Below are 15,607 nucleotides of genomic sequence, written 5' to 3' on the forward strand. Positions count from 1 at the left end.
GCAATTGAATGCATATCGCTTGGCTTGGTAAAAAATCTCCGTTCTGTGGTAACGTCACTTATTCCCGTGAGGTGACGAATGCGTTGCTCGATCGCGGACATCAGGTGAGCTTCTTTCATTTTGCCTCGGAGGATGGGGTCGCAGAACTGCCCGCGAATGGCGCTCAAGCCTCTTCGGAAGGCTGGCCGGATTGTCCAGAAGTGCCGATTCCTTGTTTGTATAAATCGACGATTTATACGATTCCGACGTTGAGTTCGTCTAAGGTTTTAGCGCGATCGCTCCATTCTTTGCAACCGGATCTGGTTCATGCGTCTTTAACCTTGTCTCCTCTGGATTTTTTACTGCCGGAAATTTGCCAAGATTTAAATTTACCTTTGGTGGCGACCTTTCATCCAGCATTTGACCGCAAATTACGCAATTTTTCTTCCGGAACGCAACAACTCACCTATCAACTTTATGCCCCTGGTTTGGCAAATTATGATAAAACCATTGTGTTTTCCCAGATGCAGCGCGAGATTCTGATTAAACTGGGGGTTCCGGAATTCAAAGTGGTGGTGATTCCCAATGGGGTAGATGCCCTAAAATATTCCCCTGGCCCTTCTTCGATTAAGCAGCAATTGCAGGCAGAACGGTTATTTTTGTATCAAGGACGCATTGCCATTGAGAAAAATGTGGAGTCCTTGCTGAAGGCTTGGAGAATGGCAGATTTGGGGCTGGGGTGTAAGTTGGCGATCGTCGGTACTGGCCCTCTGCAAACTGCTCTCAGAGCTTCCTATGGAGCAGAACAGGGGATTGTTTGGTTAGGCTTTATTGGCGATGAGCAGCGTCGAATCGAAATTTTACGGGGCACAGATGTATTTATTTTGCCTTCTTTTGTTGAAGGGTTGTCTCTCTCTCTGTTGGAGTCCATGGCTTGCGGAACGGCTTGTCTGGCAACGGATGTGGGAGCTGATGGTGAGGTTTTGGAAAAGGGTGCAGGGGTGATTTTAAATGCGAATCGCGTAACGACTGAGTTGCAAACCTTACTTCCTTTGTTTCGAGATCATCCTGAATTAAGTATCATGCTGGGCCAAAAAGCACGTCAACGAGTATTAGAGCGCTATACGCTTAATCGTAATATTTCTCAGGTGGAACAGCTTTATAATGAAGTCATTGAACAGAGTAACGATGCATCTTACCGGAGCTTGGTCAATTAAGGGGACTCGAGAGCATCCGGATCGATATTTAACTGTCGGAGTTTTTCGCGTAATTGTTGTAAATTAGATTCAGCGCGATCGGCTCTTTCTCGCTCCAATTCCTTTTCCTGGCGTTCGCGATCGCGCTCTGATTCAGCAGTATCTGCTCTTTCCTGCTCCTGCACTGCCAACTCTTCTGGCAACAATACCAAATTACCCTCAGCATCATAAAAGCGCAACCAAGGGGCATCTTCCTTCATCAATTCCCCATTCCAAGTTCCCAAGTACAATCCCAAACTCTCACACCACAGCCATCCGCGATCGTTGGGATTTATTTCATCATACTTGCGCCTTCCGCTTAAATTCCATCCCTGTAATGACTCAGAGTCAAAGGGATCGTAGATAAAATAATCATTAGTTTTCCAGACTTTTTCATACAACTCTTTCTTCTGATTGCGGTCAACTTCTGCCGTCGAAGGTGACATCAATTCCACAATCACATCGGGATAGCGTCCTTGCTCTTCCCACAAGATCCAACTGCGGCGCTCAATTGTTCCATCTACATCTAATACCACAAAAAAATCCGGGCCGCGAAAGTCTTTGTTTCGGACTTGTGCGCTACTGTAGTAGACGAACATATTGCCACCCGTGTAATAATCATTGCGTTCTTGATACGCCTGATGCAAGGAAGCAATCAGAACATTCATAGCGATGCGATGGCGGTTGCTTTCCAAGGGTTCTCCGTCGTCGTAGGGTAAGTCGGTTGGCGGAAGGGGAATGACTTCTTGCTCTTGTGGTTCAGTCTGAGGTAATTGTTCGTCAATAAGTTGGACTGACATGGCTCTTTCCCTCAACACTCGGTTCTCACAGTATATCTAAATCAGTTGATTTTGGCGATCGCAGAGTGCAAGAAACCGGGTTGCTCAACCTTAACGGAATTTCTCTATCTCCCTAAGTTACAATCTCAGTAGTTCTATCAACACCGATTAATTATGCCTGTCTGGATTATGCCTGCGATTTATCCAATTTTGAAACAGTTGCTTAATGAATTTAAGGTTATTCATGGATCAATGCGTTCCGAACTCTATGATTGAGAGTTTTCGAGAGTAGGTGCATGATGAGTGAAACAAATGATTAAGAACATTGACGCTATTTTTGCTGAAGGGATTTTAATCCTACCATCAACGGATTGAATCGAATTACAGCAGTTTCAAATTGAGGCAACAAACACGAAGATACGCGAGAAACCCGGTTTCTGGATTATGCGGATGGAAAAGAAACTCAGTTGGCGATCGCCACTCCCTATGAGATAATAGTAAGTTGGTCTAAATGGGAGCAACACAGAATGCGACTGTCACAAATGCTGTTTAATACGCTGCGAGATGACCCAGCAGAAGCAGAAATTCCCAGCCATAAGTTATTGGTTCGGGCAGGATATATTCGTCGAATTGGTAGCGGACTCTATGCTTATCTTCCCCTAATGTGGCGAGTTTTGCAAAAAGTCTCCCAAATTGTACGTGAGGAAATGAATGCTACGGGGGCCCAGGAATGCTTGCTTCCCCAACTGCAACCGTCGGATCTATGGCAAGAGTCGGGACGTTGGGAAACCTATACGAAAGCCGAAGGTATTATGTTTGCCTTGCAGGATCGGCAAAAGCGGGAGTTGGGGTTAGGGCCAACCCATGAGGAGGTGATTACGACGATCGCCCGTGATATGATTCGTTCGTATCGGCAACTACCGGTTCATCTGTATCAAATTCAAACTAAGTTCCGCGATGAAATTCGTCCCCGGTTTGGCCTGATGCGGGGTCGGGAATTTATTATGAAGGATGGCTATTCGTTTCATACTAACCGGGACAGTTTGAAACAGACGTACCAGGATATGGATCGAGCCTATCGGAATATGCTGCGGCGATGTAGTCTGAAATTTCAGCCGGTACAAGCGGACTCTGGAGCTATTGGGGGCGGGGTTTCTCAAGAGTTTATGGTGTTGGCTGAGGCTGGAGAAGATGAGGTTCTCTACACCGAAGATAGCCAATATGCGGCCAATGTGGAAAAAGCGGTTTCTCTTCCCGCAGAAGTTCAACCTTCTCCGTTTACAGAGTATAAAAAGGTGGAAACACCCAATACCAATACCATTGCTACGCTCTGCGAGGCGCTCGGTTGTGATGCCACCAATACGGTGAAAAATGTACTGTATCAGGCTGTTTATGATAATGGAATGACGGTCTTGGTGCTGGTTAATATTCGCGGTGACCAAGATGTAAATGAGGTAAAACTCTCCAATGAGTTAACTGCTCTAGCTCCAGAATACGGCGCGAAAGCAGTTTTGGCGCTCACCGTTCCCGATCCGGAAGCTCAGAGCAAATGGGCCGCGAAACCCTTACCGTTGGGGTATATCGATCCGGGTTTAGGAGATGAATATATTACTCAACAAGAGAATTTAGCGCCCAAGTTTTTGCGGTTGGTGGACAAAACAGCGGTGGAGTTGAAAAATTTTGCCACAGGAGCCAATGAGACCGGTTATCATGTGATCGGCGCAAATTGGGGCGATCAGTTTGTTTTGCCCGATCGCATTGTGGATGTGCGTACTGCAAAAGCCGGCGATCTCGCTGTTCACGACCCGACGCAAATATTACAAACTGCCAGAGGTATTGAAGTCGGTCATATTTTCCAGTTGGGAACCAAATATTCCCAGGCTATGAATGCCACGTTTACCAGCGAACAGGGGGAAGAATTGCCCTGTTATATGGGATGTTATGGGGTTGGAGTCTCTCGCCTCGCGCAAGCTGCGGTAGAGCAGTCCTATGATAAAAATGGCATCATTTGGCCCGTGGCGATCGCGCCCTATACGGTCATCATCTGCGTTCCCAATATTACCGATAGTCAACAGATGGAAGTCGCCGAAAAGCTCTATCAAGACCTACAAGAGGCTGGAATAGAGGTGTTACTTGATGACCGCAATGAGCGAGCCGGGGTAAAATTCAAAGATGCCGATTTAATTGGCATTCCCTATCGCTTAGTGACCGGCAGAGCCATCAAATCCGGTAAAGTTGAATGTGTAGAACGAGCAACCCTCGCTTCTGAGGAAGTGGCCATAGACGATCTGGTTTCTGTTCTCCAAGAGCGTATTCAAACCGCTTTAAACGCCTAAAAATTGCATAAGTGGGACATTTTCAAATGGGCACAGTACCATAGAGCAAGTTCGTCATTAGCTCAATGAAGAATTTCCTGGACTGTGCCTAATTTGGGCTAAGGAAAGGGCAAAACCTAGTATTCCCTATACTCTATTCCCTATTCCCTAATGGAACGCAGAGAACTGATTCAATTGATCGCTTTTATCCTTTTACCAGGGATATTATTTGCCTTACTCGATGGTTTAACTTCTGGTATTTTTGCAGGACTGGCAGGGGCGATAATGGGCTTTTCTTATACTTATCCGGCTTTAGGACTTTGGGCCTTTTTGATCTATATGCCCTTTGCTGGAACAGTTACCCATACGATCGCCAACAGTAACCCCCTATTTCACTTAGTCAAAGATTTATTTTATATTCCCGCTCTAATCTCGATTTTGATCCACGATCGCGACTATCTTAAACCCTTTTGGCAAAAAATTAAACCTCTATATATTCCTCTAATCAGTTTAGTCTCGATCGCATTAGTTCACTTTTTTTGGATTGGCATTATTCGCGAAAGCTTCAATCCCACTCTAGGGAATCAAATGCTCATGGGAATTGTGGGTCTCAAGACCCTGTTAAGCTATATTCCCTTAATGCTTTGTGCCTATTATTTAATTTATAGTAAAGAAGAATTATGGTTCTTTCTGAGACTGCACACTGTTTTAATCTTAATTTGTTGTGCCCTAGGGTTTATTCAATATTTACTGCTAACCAAAGGTATTTGTCCAGGGAGTAGACCCCTTTCAGGAGAGTTTCTATATCGCGCTACCCTACAAGCTCGTTGCTTTATCGGTGGAGCAGTGTTATATAATCCAAATGCCGGATTAGTTCGATTACCCGGTACATTTGTTGCGCCTTGGCAATGGGGATGGTTTCTGATTTCTGGTCTGTTTTTCTTGTTTAGTACTGATGTTGGAGACCCTCAAAAAAAATGGAAGTACATCAGTGTATTTAGCACGGGTTTGCTGATCATAATGGCTGTCTTTTCTGGTCAAAGAATTGCTCTAGCATTAGTGCCAATTATCTTTATGATTTTACAGCTTCTAACGACTTCTAAGAAAAAACAATTGCCTTTAAAATGGGGGGTGGCACTTGTCACCAGTGCAGTAATTATTCAAACGATCAATCGGGTGGAACAACGCATAGACAGCTTAGTAGATCGCTGGACAGTTTACCCTCCGCTATATTTTATGCGAGATCAATGGCAATCGGTTTGGAGTCAGCAAGAAGGGATTTTGGGAAAAGGGATTGGTGCGGCGACGAATGCAGCACGAAAATTTGCTCCAACTCGATTAATTGAAACGTTCCACGCTAAGGTCCTTTATGAAATTGGCCCTTTAGGGTTACTGGCTTTTTTGGTGGTGGTTTCTATCTTGGTCTTTTTAACCTATAAAGCTTATCGTTCATTACAGAAGCCTAGCTGGAAAAAAATAGCGATCTGTTTCTGGATTTTTATTCTGATTGTAAGCTATTTTCCTTATTATTATCCCCTAGATGTCGATCCGGTAGCGGTGTATTATTGGTTTATTGCAGGACTCTTACTCAAATTACCGGAAATAGAGACTTCTTCAACATCTCTCTAACATACAATCCATCAATTTTTGGCCTTATGCATCAACCCTTTCAGTTTTCTATACAAGCCCAATGCTCCCAGACTCAAGCGAGAGCAGCTACCTTTTTGACTCCCCACGGAAAAGTAGAAACTCCTAGATTTATGCCTGTCGGCACATTAGCAACGGTAAAAGCATTAACGCCTGCACAACTCAAAGGGACAGGCGCTCAAATGGTTTTAGCCAATACCTATCATTTGCATCTACAACCGGGAGAAGATTTAATTGCTCGTGCTGGTGGTTTGCATCGGTTTATGGGATGGGATGGGCCAATGTTAACTGATTCTGGAGGCTTTCAGGTTTTTAGTTTAGCCAGCTTGCGAACCATTCAGGAAGAGGGGGTGAAATTTCGATCGCCCAGAGATGGACGGATTATTAATCTTACTCCAGAAAAGGCGATCGCCATCCAAAATCAGCTCGGTGCAGATGTCATTATGGCGTTTGACGAATGTCCTCCCTATCCAGCCTCCAAAGAAGCCGTTATCGCTGCCACAGAGCGCACCTATCGATGGCTAAAACGCTGCATAGCTGCCCATGATCGCTCCGAACAGGCGTTGTTTGGTATCGTTCAGGGGGGAGTATATGCTGACCTAAGAACCGCCGCAGCCGAGCAATTAGTAGACCTTAATTTACCCGGCTATGCTATTGGTGGCGTGAGTGTGGGTGAACCGGGAGATCTGATTAACCAAATTGTAAAGGTGACAGTTCCCCTACTTGCTACGGAAAAACCCCGCTATCTCATGGGAGTAGGAACCTATCAAGAAATGGTACAGGCGATCGCCGCTGGCATCGATCTATTTGATTGCGTCATTCCCACCCGGTTAGCCCGTCATGGGGCGGTATTTGTGCGGGGAGAGCGCTGGAATATTAAAAATGCCCAATTTCGAGAAGATTTTGCTCCCCTTGATGCTGAATGCCCCTGTTATACCTGTCAAAATTTTAGCCGTGCTTATTTGGGGCATTTATGGCGCTGTCGCGAACTGTTGGTGTATACGCTCCTGTCGATCCACAATATTACGGAACTGGTGCGTTTTACCGCACGCATTCGAGAGGCTATTTTAGGCGATCGCTTCCTCTCTGAATTTGGTCACTACCTTGCCCCTCCAGAAAGCCATCAGTACCATGAAAAGAGATAGCCCTTCAAACCTATGAAATACCTCTTGATGCCCCCTCTCTCACGGGAAAGGGGGTTGAGGGAGGGGGCTAGACCTTACGCGATCCTCTCTAACCTCCTCAACTATAAATATGATAGTCACTGAATCAATTAATCCAAGAGTAACCATTCCTCCCCTAGAAAATGGCGACAAGCTCACTCGCACAGAATTTGAGCGCCGTTATTATGCCATGCCCGATCACAAAAAAGCCGAATTAATCGAAGGAATTGTTTATATGGCATCTCCATTAAGAATCACACAACATGGCGAACCCCATGCTTTTATCATGACTTGGTTAGGAAGCTATTGGTCGGCTACGCCAGGAATTCAATTAGGCGATAATTGTACCGTCCGTCTAGATGCTGACAATGAACCTCAACCTGACGCACTCCTGAGAATCAAAGAAGAGGGACAATCGACAATTAGTGAAGATGGTTATGTTGAAGGTGCGCCAGAATTAATTGTTGAAATTGCCGCCAGTAGTGTTTCCATTGACTTACATCAAAAACTCAATGTTTATCGTCGCAATCAAGTGCAAGAATATTTAATCTGGCGCGTCAATGACGGTGAACTCGATTGGTTCCGATTACAGAATGAACAATATATCAAACTTGAACCCAATGCAGACGGAATAATCTATTCTCAAGTTTTCCCTGGCTTGTGTTTAAATCAAGCTGCCCTATTATCCGGTGACTTAGCTCAGGTATTAGCCAGCTTACAAGTCGGATTAGCCACCCCTGAACATCAATCCTTTGTCGATCAATAAACTATCGCTTAACAGGTGATTAGGTAGAGAGTTTTGTCCTTTTTTTTGAACAGTACACTTTTAATAATAGGATAAAAACCCCCTATCTCCCTATCTCCCTATCCCCTCACCTCCCCATCCCCCCATCTCCCCATCCCCCCACCTTGACATTTTTGAAGGAAGAATGAAAACTCCCTGCTTCCCTATTCCCTGGTGCGGCAGTATATGTTAATATTTTTTTCAATTCTGAAAATCATGCCCCGTACTGTTGGAGAGGAAAACACACTTATGGAAGCAGCACTGCTGTTGGCAAAATTACCTGAAGCCTATTCAGCCTTTAGCCCACTAATCGATGTTTTGCCTGTAATTCCTATCTTTTTCTTACTGCTGGCCTTTGTTTGGCAAGCAGCAGTTGGGTTTAAATAGAGTTTAAGATAAATGTAACATCAGAAACATTTATTTCCCTAGAGACAGGTTTTAAGCCTGTCTCATTTTTATGCATCTAGCGTTTGCCAAGGGTATTTTGGAAAGCGGGACGTTCGGATAAACGCTGGATGTACTCCGTAACGGCTGGATACTCACTCAAATCAAGCTTGAGCATCACAGGCATATAAAAGAGAAGCGATCCGACTGCGACATCCGCTACGGTAAGCCGATCGCCGAGTAAAAACGGTTGAGCTTGTAGACGTTGATTCAGGGGAGGCATAAAATCCGCCAAGGCGCGATCGCGGGATGCTTCAATAAACACCCCTGGGCCCAAACTAGCATTGGCAAAGACTACCCACTGGTTCATCTGTGCGATCTCTTGCACCGATCCCTGAGCATTGCCATACTGGAGAGCCAGATACATTAAAATTGCCCCAGATTCCCAAATGGTAAAGTCGCCATCTACGAGGGCAGGCACCTTTCCCATGGGATGAATGGCCAAATAGTCCGGTTTCTTATGTTCTTGCCCTTGGATGTCCACAGCAATCAATTCATAGGGAACACCCAGTTCCTCTAAATACCACTGAACTAAAGTTCCACGAGTTCGCGGGCCACCATAGAGTTTGATCATTCCTTAAAGCACCTTATGGGTATGTTCATGTTGTTTTACATTATCTTCTGTGCGAACCACATTCGTCATATTTAAAACTCGTTTGCGCTCCGTGGAAAAGTTAAAATCCTGATGACAAGTGCCGATGGGAATTTTAGTTTTAACACGTTCATGACTGGGAACCTTATAACTGCGAACTGCGGCGATCGCCCGTTCTACAAACTCGTCACAGAACTGGGGCTTCTCTGGGAACTCGGTCGGTTTTTGGGGGGTCTGGTGGATCAGTACCGTACCTAATGTGGTTCCTAAGGCCATTTCATAGGAGGTGGGAATTCCCTTAAATAAAGCTTCTAGAGCGGCTGAAGGGATCGGTTCTATTACTTTAACCGGATAGACCTCTCCATCTTCCTTAATAAAGCAAGTGGCCAAGCCAACGACTAAATAATCATCCCCGGATACATCGGGGGCATTGGGATAGGTTTGTTCAGCAGTCATAAGGGTAAGGGATATAAATCAATGGATCGGATATCAACCTAACTAGGAGGAAGCAAGAGTTTAAGCGCTCTCCCAAACCGAAAGTAACAGAGACCTCGATCGGCGCACCCCGCTATTCCATATGTTGCATCTTACCATTAGCCACCTGAGTAACTGGTACATTCGCGCTTTTTCCATCAGGATTTCCCTCTTACAGTGAAGGTATCAAAGATAAAGTACAGTCAGTCATTGAGGTACAGTTCATGGGCATCAATCTTTCTACTTCTAGTGTTGATTCTTTCGGAGGTTTATATCCAAGGCAACCTCAACCGAAAACAGAAAGCCCCCCCGTTAATCGAAAATTGAGCCAACAAGCCAAAGTTCGCTTAGAACAAGGGGACTATTTAGGTGCTATTGACCTGTTAACTTGTCTAATTGAATCCGATCCTATTTGTGCCGATCACTACAATAATCGCGGATATGCCTATTTTCAGGATGGAGAGGTTGAACTGGCGATCGCCGACTATAGCCAAGCGATCCAACTGAATCCTACGCTCGATCGAGCGTATAATAATCGTGCCAATGCCTACGCTCGCCTAGGAGATCTCTACGCTGCTCTGCTCGACTACGATCAAACGTTAGATTTAAATCCCTTAAAAATCCAAGCTTGGATTAACCGAGGAATTACCTTTAGGCAACTTCAGATTTATGAACTTGCTCTCGATAACCTGGACTTTGCCCTGCGTCTGGGTCGTCTAGAAGGCTATATTTACGCCGAACGAGGACGCACCTATCATCTTATGGGAGATTGGAATTGGGCGATCGCAGACTACCAAAGAGCGATCGACCACTTCCAAAATACTCCTCAGCTCTCAGGAGCCGAACAACGCCAATATCAACGGGTTCTGCATTGGAAAGACCAACTCCTCAAACCCCTTGCAGATTAAGGAGTTTCCAGAATGAGTTATCGATCTACCCGTTCCTTTTTCCAAACCACAGAACGTCTTTGCGGATCGATCCGATGACTTTGTTCAGCCATCACTTGCTTCGCTTGCTCAGGATCGAAAGATCGGTCAAAATCTTGTTGTAGTTGAGTGACCCGGTCTTGAGTTTGCTGAACTTGAATCTCGACAATTTCTAACTTTTCTTCTACTGACCGATGATAGGGAATCAGGCGCATCACTGCCCCAGTTGCGACCACGACCAAAACCAGATTAACACTTAACTTCATCATTGTTTCCCAGGCGATCGCCGCAGCTAAGGGAGAGGAGCGACGACGCGATCGTTGGCGCTGGTTCCGCATCCGACGACGATCCAATGGATTAACGGAATGAGGGGGTCTCTGGGGGGTTGGCTCACTAGCAAGCATGGGCGTTTTAGAGGATTACAGCGCAACAAAAATTTATGCCCTGATAATACACCTTAGAGTTAACCCTAACCGCCCATTCTCAAAAGTTTTTTCCGTATTCCCCCCAGAATTCTCAAAGACCCTTGATTAACAGGGACTTCAACCTTACTTATACAGTTCGGTAGAGAGGCGGAAAGCTAGGATTCCTGGGATTAAAGCCAGAACTAGAGCCACAAATACTTGAGTATCTGATAAAGCCATGATCAAGAACTCCTGTTAAACATAGGTTTGTTCAACACTGTTGCTTAAATTGCCCTCTAGGGGAATAGGTTTGTTACATACCGTAACATTTAGCCGGCATCCCTGTCTTTAAGCAGGGAATTTTCATTCTCACCTGGAAAATGGCAAGGTGGGGGGATGAGGGGATAGGGAGATAGGGGGTTTTTATCCTATTATTAAACGTTAACTACAGTATGAATATTAACGTTGCTCCAATAGAGAACCACGGACGTTACGCCAAGAGCAACGCGCTTAAGGGTGCGAGTCACTGCATTAATCCCAGATTTGTTGGTTAACATGGATTTATTCTCCTAATTATTTTCAGTTCCAGAGCGGGGGGTTGAGTCAGTAAAATCCCTCTCTGGATGGACTTAGGAGGCTGTTAAAGTTCGGTTTCTGGGAAAATCCCGTCGAGATTTTCCCAGAAGCTTATTATCTCTCCTATAAATTCCTCTATTTTTTGGGGACAATTTTATCCAAATTAGCAAAAATTGTAATAATTGTTTACCAGAACGAAGCGCGATAGACCTATGGTTCAACTGCAATCTGAACAAGTCAAGTCTCCATCGTCGGATCAGCGTATTGTCCATTCTGGAATTACTTGGGAGCAATTCAAACTTCTTCAGTCTGGATTTGGCGATCGCCGCAACCTGCGCCTTTTTTACTACCAAAATACCGTAGAAATTCTCATGCCGGGACGAGAACACGAATTTTTCAGTCGCTTAATTGGATTTCTGATTGGATTATTTTGCCTGGAAATGGGCATTGAATTTGAACCCCTTGGCTCGACTACTCAGGAGCACGAAGGTACAGTTTCCGCCGAACCAGACGAATCCTATTGTTTCAGTACATCTAAGCCTCGTCCAGATTTAGTCATCGAAGTCATCTTTACCAGTGGCAGTCCCAACAAACTGCAACGCTACCGCCTCCTAGGTATTCCAGAAGTATGGTTTTGGGAAGATGGTGTATTTAGCCTCTATCGACTGCGAGGGGAAAATTACAGTCAAATTTCCCGCAGTGAAATCCCGGAACTGATCGACTTGGATATAGAACTGCTCACTCGCTGCGTGTTGATGGCACAAACGTCGCGCTTAGAAGCCGCAAATGAGTTTCGCAGATGGATGAAAAAATGAAATAATTAATAACTATTAATGGGGTTTGTAGGGGCGGGTTTAACCCAAATTTAGGCTACCCACCAATCAATTCCCAAAACCCGCCCCACCTCCTAGGGATACCCTCCAACCCAATTTCTTGCCACTGCGAAGGGTTGGAGGGCAAGTTTACCAACATCTTCAATGCCCACCGATCACTGTTGTAAACCTGCCCCTACGTTTTTTGGGATTAAGAAACTAGATTTCTGACCACGAATCACCCTACAGCATACTCAGTAAACTGTCGTTTAAATGGAGAATGAAAACCAATGACTATATCCGTTTTCGGGACTCCTAAATCGTGCAATTCTTGACCTACATCATTTTCCGTCCCATTGTGCTGTATCCAAACTTTTTCGTCCTTAATATCAAAATGTAAAATAGAGCCATAAATCCGGTAATCCCCTATCCAACCCACATGAAAAAGCTGGTAATGATCTCTAACTGGATCGAAAATTAATTGTGTGTCTACTCCGTCTTCTGGATCGGTGCCCAAATGAGCATAGGTTTCTAAGAGATTTTGAATGGCTTGGCGATAGCGATCTAGTTTATCCATCGGTTAATACTCTCCTGTTTCGGTTCATAGAGAATGATCTTCAATTGTTGAGTGTTAATGATTTCTTGAACTAATTCTATGCTAAAAAAAGAATTATAGGTTTCGAGAGCAATGGCGAGATAAAGAATATGCTCTGAATATTGCTTGAGCAAGAGACTACGATAGGTGATAAATTGACCAAGGGCTGTATAAAATTCGGAAATCGTAGAGTTTTGAACAAAGCTTTTAATTTCTACGGCAATTTTATCTCCTTCTCGTTCCGCCGCTAAAAACTTTTCTGCACCCAGATCGACATAAAGTTTTCCGAGATCGTATCGTAGCATCAGAGGATCATGGGTGATTATCCATCCATCTTTTTCTAAAGCATGGCGTACAGCTTGATGAAAAAAATCTTTAGCAGGCATGATAATATTTTCTAGAGGATACCCAATTCTCAAAGTAAAATCGACTCTCTAATGCAATTATATCCTACTTTGACCTTAAGAATGGGTATAATGATCTATAAAAACTATCCATACTTCACGATGAATGATTTATTTAAAGGATTTGAAGACCTATTAGAACTCGCCAAACGGCTAGAAGAAAAAGCGGAACAAGGAGAATTGAAAACCGATATTCAATTTCGCTCCTTGAGCAATATTCCCCAGGGTGGCAATATTCCTAAGCGTAATCCTAGTCAACCTTCAGCCGATGTAATTGTCACACCACCACCATCGGGAACTGAGGGAAAAACGCCAAAAGCGCCAAATTCTAGCAACTTATCCTTAAACCAAATTGGTGGTTTAGAAGAAGTGAAACAGGAATTACAAGAACTGGTGGAGTTGCCCCTCAAACGTCCTGAATTACTGGCGCAATTGGGGCTAGAACCGACGCGGGGAGTGTTGTTAGTGGGGCCCCCTGGCACGGGAAAAACTCTCACTGCTCGCTCTCTGGCTGCTGAATTAGGGGTGAATTATATCGCCATTACGGGGCCGGAAATTATGGGTAAATATTATGGAGAATCAGAAAGTCGATTAAGGGATTTATTTGAGAAAGCAGCTCGTAATGCGCCTTGCCTGATTTTTATTGATGAAATTGATAGTTTAGCGCCCGATCGCTCCCAAGTGGAAGGAGAAGTGGAAAAGCGGGTTGTTGGTCAGTTATTGGGCTTGATGGATGGCTTTTCAGTTAGGGATTCTGTGGTGATTTTAGCCGCCACGAACCTGCCGAACCGCCTCGATCCTGCTTTGCGACGGCCGGGAAGATTCGATCGCGAAATTGTGTTTCGAGTCCCCAGAATAGAGGAACGGGTGCAGATTCTCCAGATTCTCACCCAAGGAATGCCGTTAGAGTCTGGGGTGGATTTGGAGGCGATCGCCGCCCGCTCCGTCGGATTTGTGGGTGCAGACTTAAAAGCATTGTGTCAAAAAGCAGCCCATCATGCCCTGCGTCGTCAAGTGCCGACTCCAGAGACCCAACCGACTGCTCCATTAACCATTAATCCTGATGATTTTGAGCAAGCACTAAGTACGATTAAACCCGCAGTTTTGCGCTCTGTGGAAGTGGAATCGCCCCAAGTGGATTGGGACGATATTGGCGGGTTAGAGGAGATTAAACAACTGTTGCAAGAGTCTGTCGAAGGGCAATTACTCTATCCCGAACTGTATCAAAAAACGCAGGCTAAAGCGCCCAAAGGCATCTTACTCATGGGAGAACCCGGAACGGGTAAAACCCTGTTGGCTAAAGCGATCGCCTCCCAAGCACAGGCGAACTTTATCGCCATTTCCGGGCCAGAGCTGCTCAGTCGTTGGATCGGAGCCTCAGAACAAGCCGTGCGAGAACTGTTTGCCAAAGCCAGACAAGCGGCTCCTTGCGTGATTTTCATTGATGAAATCGATACCTTAGCGCCCGCACGAGGTCAGTATAGCGGTGATTCTGGAGTGGGCGATCGCGTGGTGGGGCAACTTCTGACCGAAATTGATGGGTTATCGGTTTCCAAAAACCTGATTCTGATTGCAGCAACCAATCGTCCGGAGGCGATCGATCCCGCTCTCCTCCGCTCCGGCCGCCTCGATCTGCAACTGAAAATCGACCTCCCCGACACCCCCAGTCGCCTCGCCATTCTCCAAGTTCACAACCAAGACCGTCCCCTTTCCGGTATTGACCTCTCCCACTATGCCGAACTTACCCTCGGATGGAGCGGTGCAGATCTAGCTCTTCTCAGCAACCAAGCCGCCCTCCAAGCCATCCGTCGTTTCCGTACTCTTAACCAACCCGTGAGCGAACTTTATATTACCAGCGACGACTTCCAGCAAGCCTACACCGAACTCAAAACCCTGCGAGGTTTATCATGACATCTCCTGAGTTATAAGGTAATATAAGACTGCTTTAGTGAAACCAAAGTAAAGTAGCTAGTCATACAAGTATGAAATTTTATCAAAAAAAACACGCAAAAGTAAGCCAATTTGCGGAAATCAGAGAATGTCCCACAACTGGGAGTAAATCACTCCATGCTACGGTCAATTTGATGCCCGGACAAGTTATCTCTCGTTTTGGAGCAAAAGAAATCCGCAATCAGCCTAGTTATTTGACTGTGCAAATCCACCGCGATCGGCATATCATGCTTGATCCTGAGTGGTTGCAATATATTAATCATAGCTGCAATCCTAACGTCGTTTTTAATACCAGTAAACAAGATGTTATTGCTGTTCGTCCCCTTGAGAAAGGGGAGGAAATCACATTTTTCTATCCTTCTACTGAATGGTTGATGGATCGAGCCTTTGATTGTTTATGTAACAGCGACAATTGCTTAGGGACGATTCAAGGGGCAGCTCATTTACCCCTAGAAATTCTGACTAACTATCAACTCTCTGACTATATCCAGCAAGAGCTAGATAGAAAAGCTAAATAGGCGTGGTATC

General features: G+C 45.1%; 18 protein-coding genes. 10 read left to right on the forward strand and 8 right to left on the reverse strand.

The window, feature by feature from the left end:
• Nucleotides 1-8 precede the first annotated feature (8 nt).
• Nucleotides 9-1,196, forward strand: coding sequence for a glycosyltransferase family 4 protein (locus PN466_RS14135; RefSeq protein WP_271940281.1), 1,188 nt, complete (start codon nt 9-11; stop codon nt 1,194-1,196).
• Here PN466_RS14135 and PN466_RS14140 read toward each other — a convergent pair.
• Complete coding sequence (locus PN466_RS14140) at nt 1,193-2,014, reverse strand: Uma2 family endonuclease (RefSeq protein ID WP_271940282.1); 822 nt, start codon at nt 2,012-2,014, stop codon at nt 1,193-1,195. The genes PN466_RS14135 and PN466_RS14140 overlap by 4 nt on opposite strands.
• A 506-nt stretch (nt 2,015-2,520) precedes the next feature.
• Here PN466_RS14140 and proS point away from each other — a divergent pair.
• From proS to PN466_RS14165, 5 genes are all read left to right on the forward strand, one after another.
• Nucleotides 2,521-4,329, forward strand: coding sequence for a proline--tRNA ligase (gene proS / locus PN466_RS14145; protein ID WP_271940283.1), 1,809 nt, complete (start codon nt 2,521-2,523; stop codon nt 4,327-4,329).
• Nucleotides 4,330-4,479: 150 nt separating this feature from the next.
• Nucleotides 4,480-5,937 carry a hypothetical protein gene (locus PN466_RS14150; RefSeq protein WP_271940284.1) on the forward strand — a complete coding sequence of 486 codons (1,458 nt, stop codon included), beginning with the start codon at nt 4,480-4,482 and terminating at the stop codon, nt 5,935-5,937.
• A 26-nt stretch (nt 5,938-5,963) separates the two neighbouring features.
• Complete coding sequence (gene tgt / locus PN466_RS14155) at nt 5,964-7,100, forward strand: tRNA guanosine(34) transglycosylase Tgt (RefSeq protein WP_271940285.1); 1,137 nt, start codon at nt 5,964-5,966, stop codon at nt 7,098-7,100.
• 109 nt (nt 7,101-7,209) lie between these two features.
• Nucleotides 7,210-7,884, forward strand: a complete 675-nt coding sequence (locus tag PN466_RS14160; protein WP_271940286.1) for a Uma2 family endonuclease — start codon at nt 7,210-7,212, stop codon at nt 7,882-7,884.
• A 267-nt stretch (nt 7,885-8,151) separates the two neighbouring features.
• Nucleotides 8,152-8,289, forward strand: a complete 138-nt coding sequence (locus PN466_RS14165) for a photosystem II reaction center protein K (protein ID WP_271940287.1) — start codon at nt 8,152-8,154, stop codon at nt 8,287-8,289.
• Between the two features lie 76 nt (nt 8,290-8,365).
• On the opposite strand, the gene PN466_RS14170 is transcribed toward PN466_RS14165, so the two are convergent.
• Nucleotides 8,366-8,920 carry a glutathione S-transferase family protein gene (locus PN466_RS14170; RefSeq protein WP_271940288.1) on the reverse strand — a complete coding sequence of 185 codons (555 nt, stop codon included), beginning with the start codon at nt 8,918-8,920 and terminating at the stop codon, nt 8,366-8,368.
• Between the two features lie 3 nt (nt 8,921-8,923).
• Nucleotides 8,924-9,394, reverse strand: coding sequence for a hypothetical protein (locus PN466_RS14175; RefSeq protein ID WP_271940289.1), 471 nt, complete (start codon nt 9,392-9,394; stop codon nt 8,924-8,926).
• A gap of 242 nt (nt 9,395-9,636) precedes the next feature.
• Here PN466_RS14175 and PN466_RS14180 point away from each other — a divergent pair, with 242 nt between their 5' ends.
• Complete coding sequence (locus tag PN466_RS14180) at nt 9,637-10,320, forward strand: tetratricopeptide repeat protein (RefSeq protein WP_271940290.1); 684 nt, start codon at nt 9,637-9,639, stop codon at nt 10,318-10,320.
• Nucleotides 10,321-10,337: 17 nt separating this feature from the next.
• Here PN466_RS14180 and PN466_RS14185 read toward each other — a convergent pair whose 3' ends face one another.
• The 3 genes from PN466_RS14185 to PN466_RS14195 all read right to left on the reverse strand — a co-directional run bounded on the left by PN466_RS14185 (nt 10,338) and on the right by PN466_RS14195 (nt 11,299).
• Nucleotides 10,338-10,676, reverse strand: a complete 339-nt coding sequence (locus PN466_RS14185; protein WP_271940291.1) for a slr1601 family putative cell division protein — start codon at nt 10,674-10,676, stop codon at nt 10,338-10,340.
• A 210-nt stretch (nt 10,677-10,886) separates the two neighbouring features.
• Complete coding sequence (gene psaM / locus PN466_RS14190) at nt 10,887-10,982, reverse strand: photosystem I reaction center subunit XII (protein ID WP_271940292.1); 96 nt, start codon at nt 10,980-10,982, stop codon at nt 10,887-10,889.
• Nucleotides 10,983-11,176: 194 nt separating this feature from the next.
• Nucleotides 11,177-11,299: a hypothetical protein gene (locus PN466_RS14195; protein ID WP_271940293.1), complete on the reverse strand. Its 123-nt coding sequence runs from the start codon at nt 11,297-11,299 to the stop codon at nt 11,177-11,179.
• A 231-nt stretch (nt 11,300-11,530) separates the two neighbouring features.
• Between PN466_RS14195 and PN466_RS14200 the strand changes: the two genes are divergently transcribed.
• Nucleotides 11,531-12,133, forward strand: coding sequence for a Uma2 family endonuclease (locus tag PN466_RS14200; RefSeq protein WP_271940294.1), 603 nt, complete (start codon nt 11,531-11,533; stop codon nt 12,131-12,133).
• Between the two features lie 235 nt (nt 12,134-12,368).
• Here PN466_RS14200 and PN466_RS14205 read toward each other — a convergent pair whose 3' ends face one another.
• Together PN466_RS14205 and PN466_RS14210 are read right to left on the reverse strand one after the other, a co-directional pair.
• Entirely contained in the window at nt 12,369-12,707 is a 339-nt protein-coding gene (locus PN466_RS14205) for a XisI protein (RefSeq protein WP_271940295.1), read from the reverse strand.
• Nucleotides 12,695-13,111 (reverse strand): element excision factor XisH family protein, encoded by a 417-nt coding sequence (locus PN466_RS14210; RefSeq protein WP_271940296.1) that lies wholly within the window; start codon nt 13,109-13,111, stop codon nt 12,695-12,697. The genes PN466_RS14205 and PN466_RS14210 overlap by 13 nt, the downstream gene beginning before the upstream one ends.
• A gap of 120 nt (nt 13,112-13,231) precedes the next feature.
• Between PN466_RS14210 and PN466_RS14215 the strand changes: the two genes are divergently transcribed.
• Both PN466_RS14215 and PN466_RS14220 read left to right on the forward strand, forming a co-directional pair.
• Nucleotides 13,232-15,040, forward strand: a complete 1,809-nt coding sequence (locus tag PN466_RS14215) for an AAA family ATPase (RefSeq protein ID WP_271940297.1) — start codon at nt 13,232-13,234, stop codon at nt 15,038-15,040.
• 71 nt (nt 15,041-15,111) lie between these two features.
• Entirely contained in the window at nt 15,112-15,597 is a 486-nt protein-coding gene (locus PN466_RS14220; protein ID WP_271940298.1) for an SET domain-containing protein-lysine N-methyltransferase, read from the forward strand.
• The last annotated feature ends 10 nt before the right edge of the window (nt 15,598-15,607 follow it).

Origin of the sequence: Roseofilum reptotaenium CS-1145 (assembly GCF_028330985.1) — a bacterium.
Taxonomy (GTDB): Bacteria; Cyanobacteriota; Cyanobacteriia; order Cyanobacteriales; family Desertifilaceae; genus Roseofilum; species Roseofilum reptotaenium.

What these genes read in the sequence shown, in the direction of transcription:
- PN466_RS14200 (WP_271940294.1), top strand. Translation starts at nt 11,531, where the DNA reads ATGGTTCAACTGCAATCTGAACAAGTCAAGTCTCCATCGTCGGATCAG.
- PN466_RS14185 (WP_271940291.1), bottom strand. Translation starts at nt 10,676, where the DNA reads ATGCGGAACCAGCGCCAACGATCGCGTCGTCGCTCCTCTCCCTTAGCT.
- PN466_RS14170 (WP_271940288.1), bottom strand. Translation starts at nt 8,920, where the DNA reads ATGATCAAACTCTATGGTGGCCCGCGAACTCGTGGAACTTTAGTTCAG.
- PN466_RS14205 (WP_271940295.1), bottom strand. Translation starts at nt 12,707, where the DNA reads ATGGATAAACTAGATCGCTATCGCCAAGCCATTCAAAATCTCTTAGAA.
- psaM (WP_271940292.1), bottom strand. Translation starts at nt 10,982, where the DNA reads ATGGCTTTATCAGATACTCAAGTATTTGTGGCTCTAGTTCTGGCTTTA.
- PN466_RS14165 (WP_271940287.1), top strand. Translation starts at nt 8,152, where the DNA reads ATGGAAGCAGCACTGCTGTTGGCAAAATTACCTGAAGCCTATTCAGCC.
- PN466_RS14215 (WP_271940297.1), top strand. Translation starts at nt 13,232, where the DNA reads ATGAATGATTTATTTAAAGGATTTGAAGACCTATTAGAACTCGCCAAA.
- PN466_RS14220 (WP_271940298.1), top strand. Translation starts at nt 15,112, where the DNA reads ATGAAATTTTATCAAAAAAAACACGCAAAAGTAAGCCAATTTGCGGAA.
- PN466_RS14180 (WP_271940290.1), top strand. Translation starts at nt 9,637, where the DNA reads ATGGGCATCAATCTTTCTACTTCTAGTGTTGATTCTTTCGGAGGTTTA.
- proS (WP_271940283.1), top strand. Translation starts at nt 2,521, where the DNA reads ATGCGACTGTCACAAATGCTGTTTAATACGCTGCGAGATGACCCAGCA.
- PN466_RS14135 (WP_271940281.1), top strand. Translation starts at nt 9, where the DNA reads ATGCATATCGCTTGGCTTGGTAAAAAATCTCCGTTCTGTGGTAACGTC.
- PN466_RS14175 (WP_271940289.1), bottom strand. Translation starts at nt 9,394, where the DNA reads ATGACTGCTGAACAAACCTATCCCAATGCCCCCGATGTATCCGGGGAT.
- PN466_RS14140 (WP_271940282.1), bottom strand. Translation starts at nt 2,014, where the DNA reads ATGTCAGTCCAACTTATTGACGAACAATTACCTCAGACTGAACCACAA.
- PN466_RS14150 (WP_271940284.1), top strand. Translation starts at nt 4,480, where the DNA reads ATGGAACGCAGAGAACTGATTCAATTGATCGCTTTTATCCTTTTACCA.
- tgt (WP_271940285.1), top strand. Translation starts at nt 5,964, where the DNA reads ATGCATCAACCCTTTCAGTTTTCTATACAAGCCCAATGCTCCCAGACT.
- PN466_RS14210 (WP_271940296.1), bottom strand. Translation starts at nt 13,111, where the DNA reads ATGCCTGCTAAAGATTTTTTTCATCAAGCTGTACGCCATGCTTTAGAA.
- PN466_RS14160 (WP_271940286.1), top strand. Translation starts at nt 7,210, where the DNA reads ATGATAGTCACTGAATCAATTAATCCAAGAGTAACCATTCCTCCCCTA.
- PN466_RS14195 (WP_271940293.1), bottom strand. Translation starts at nt 11,299, where the DNA reads ATGTTAACCAACAAATCTGGGATTAATGCAGTGACTCGCACCCTTAAG.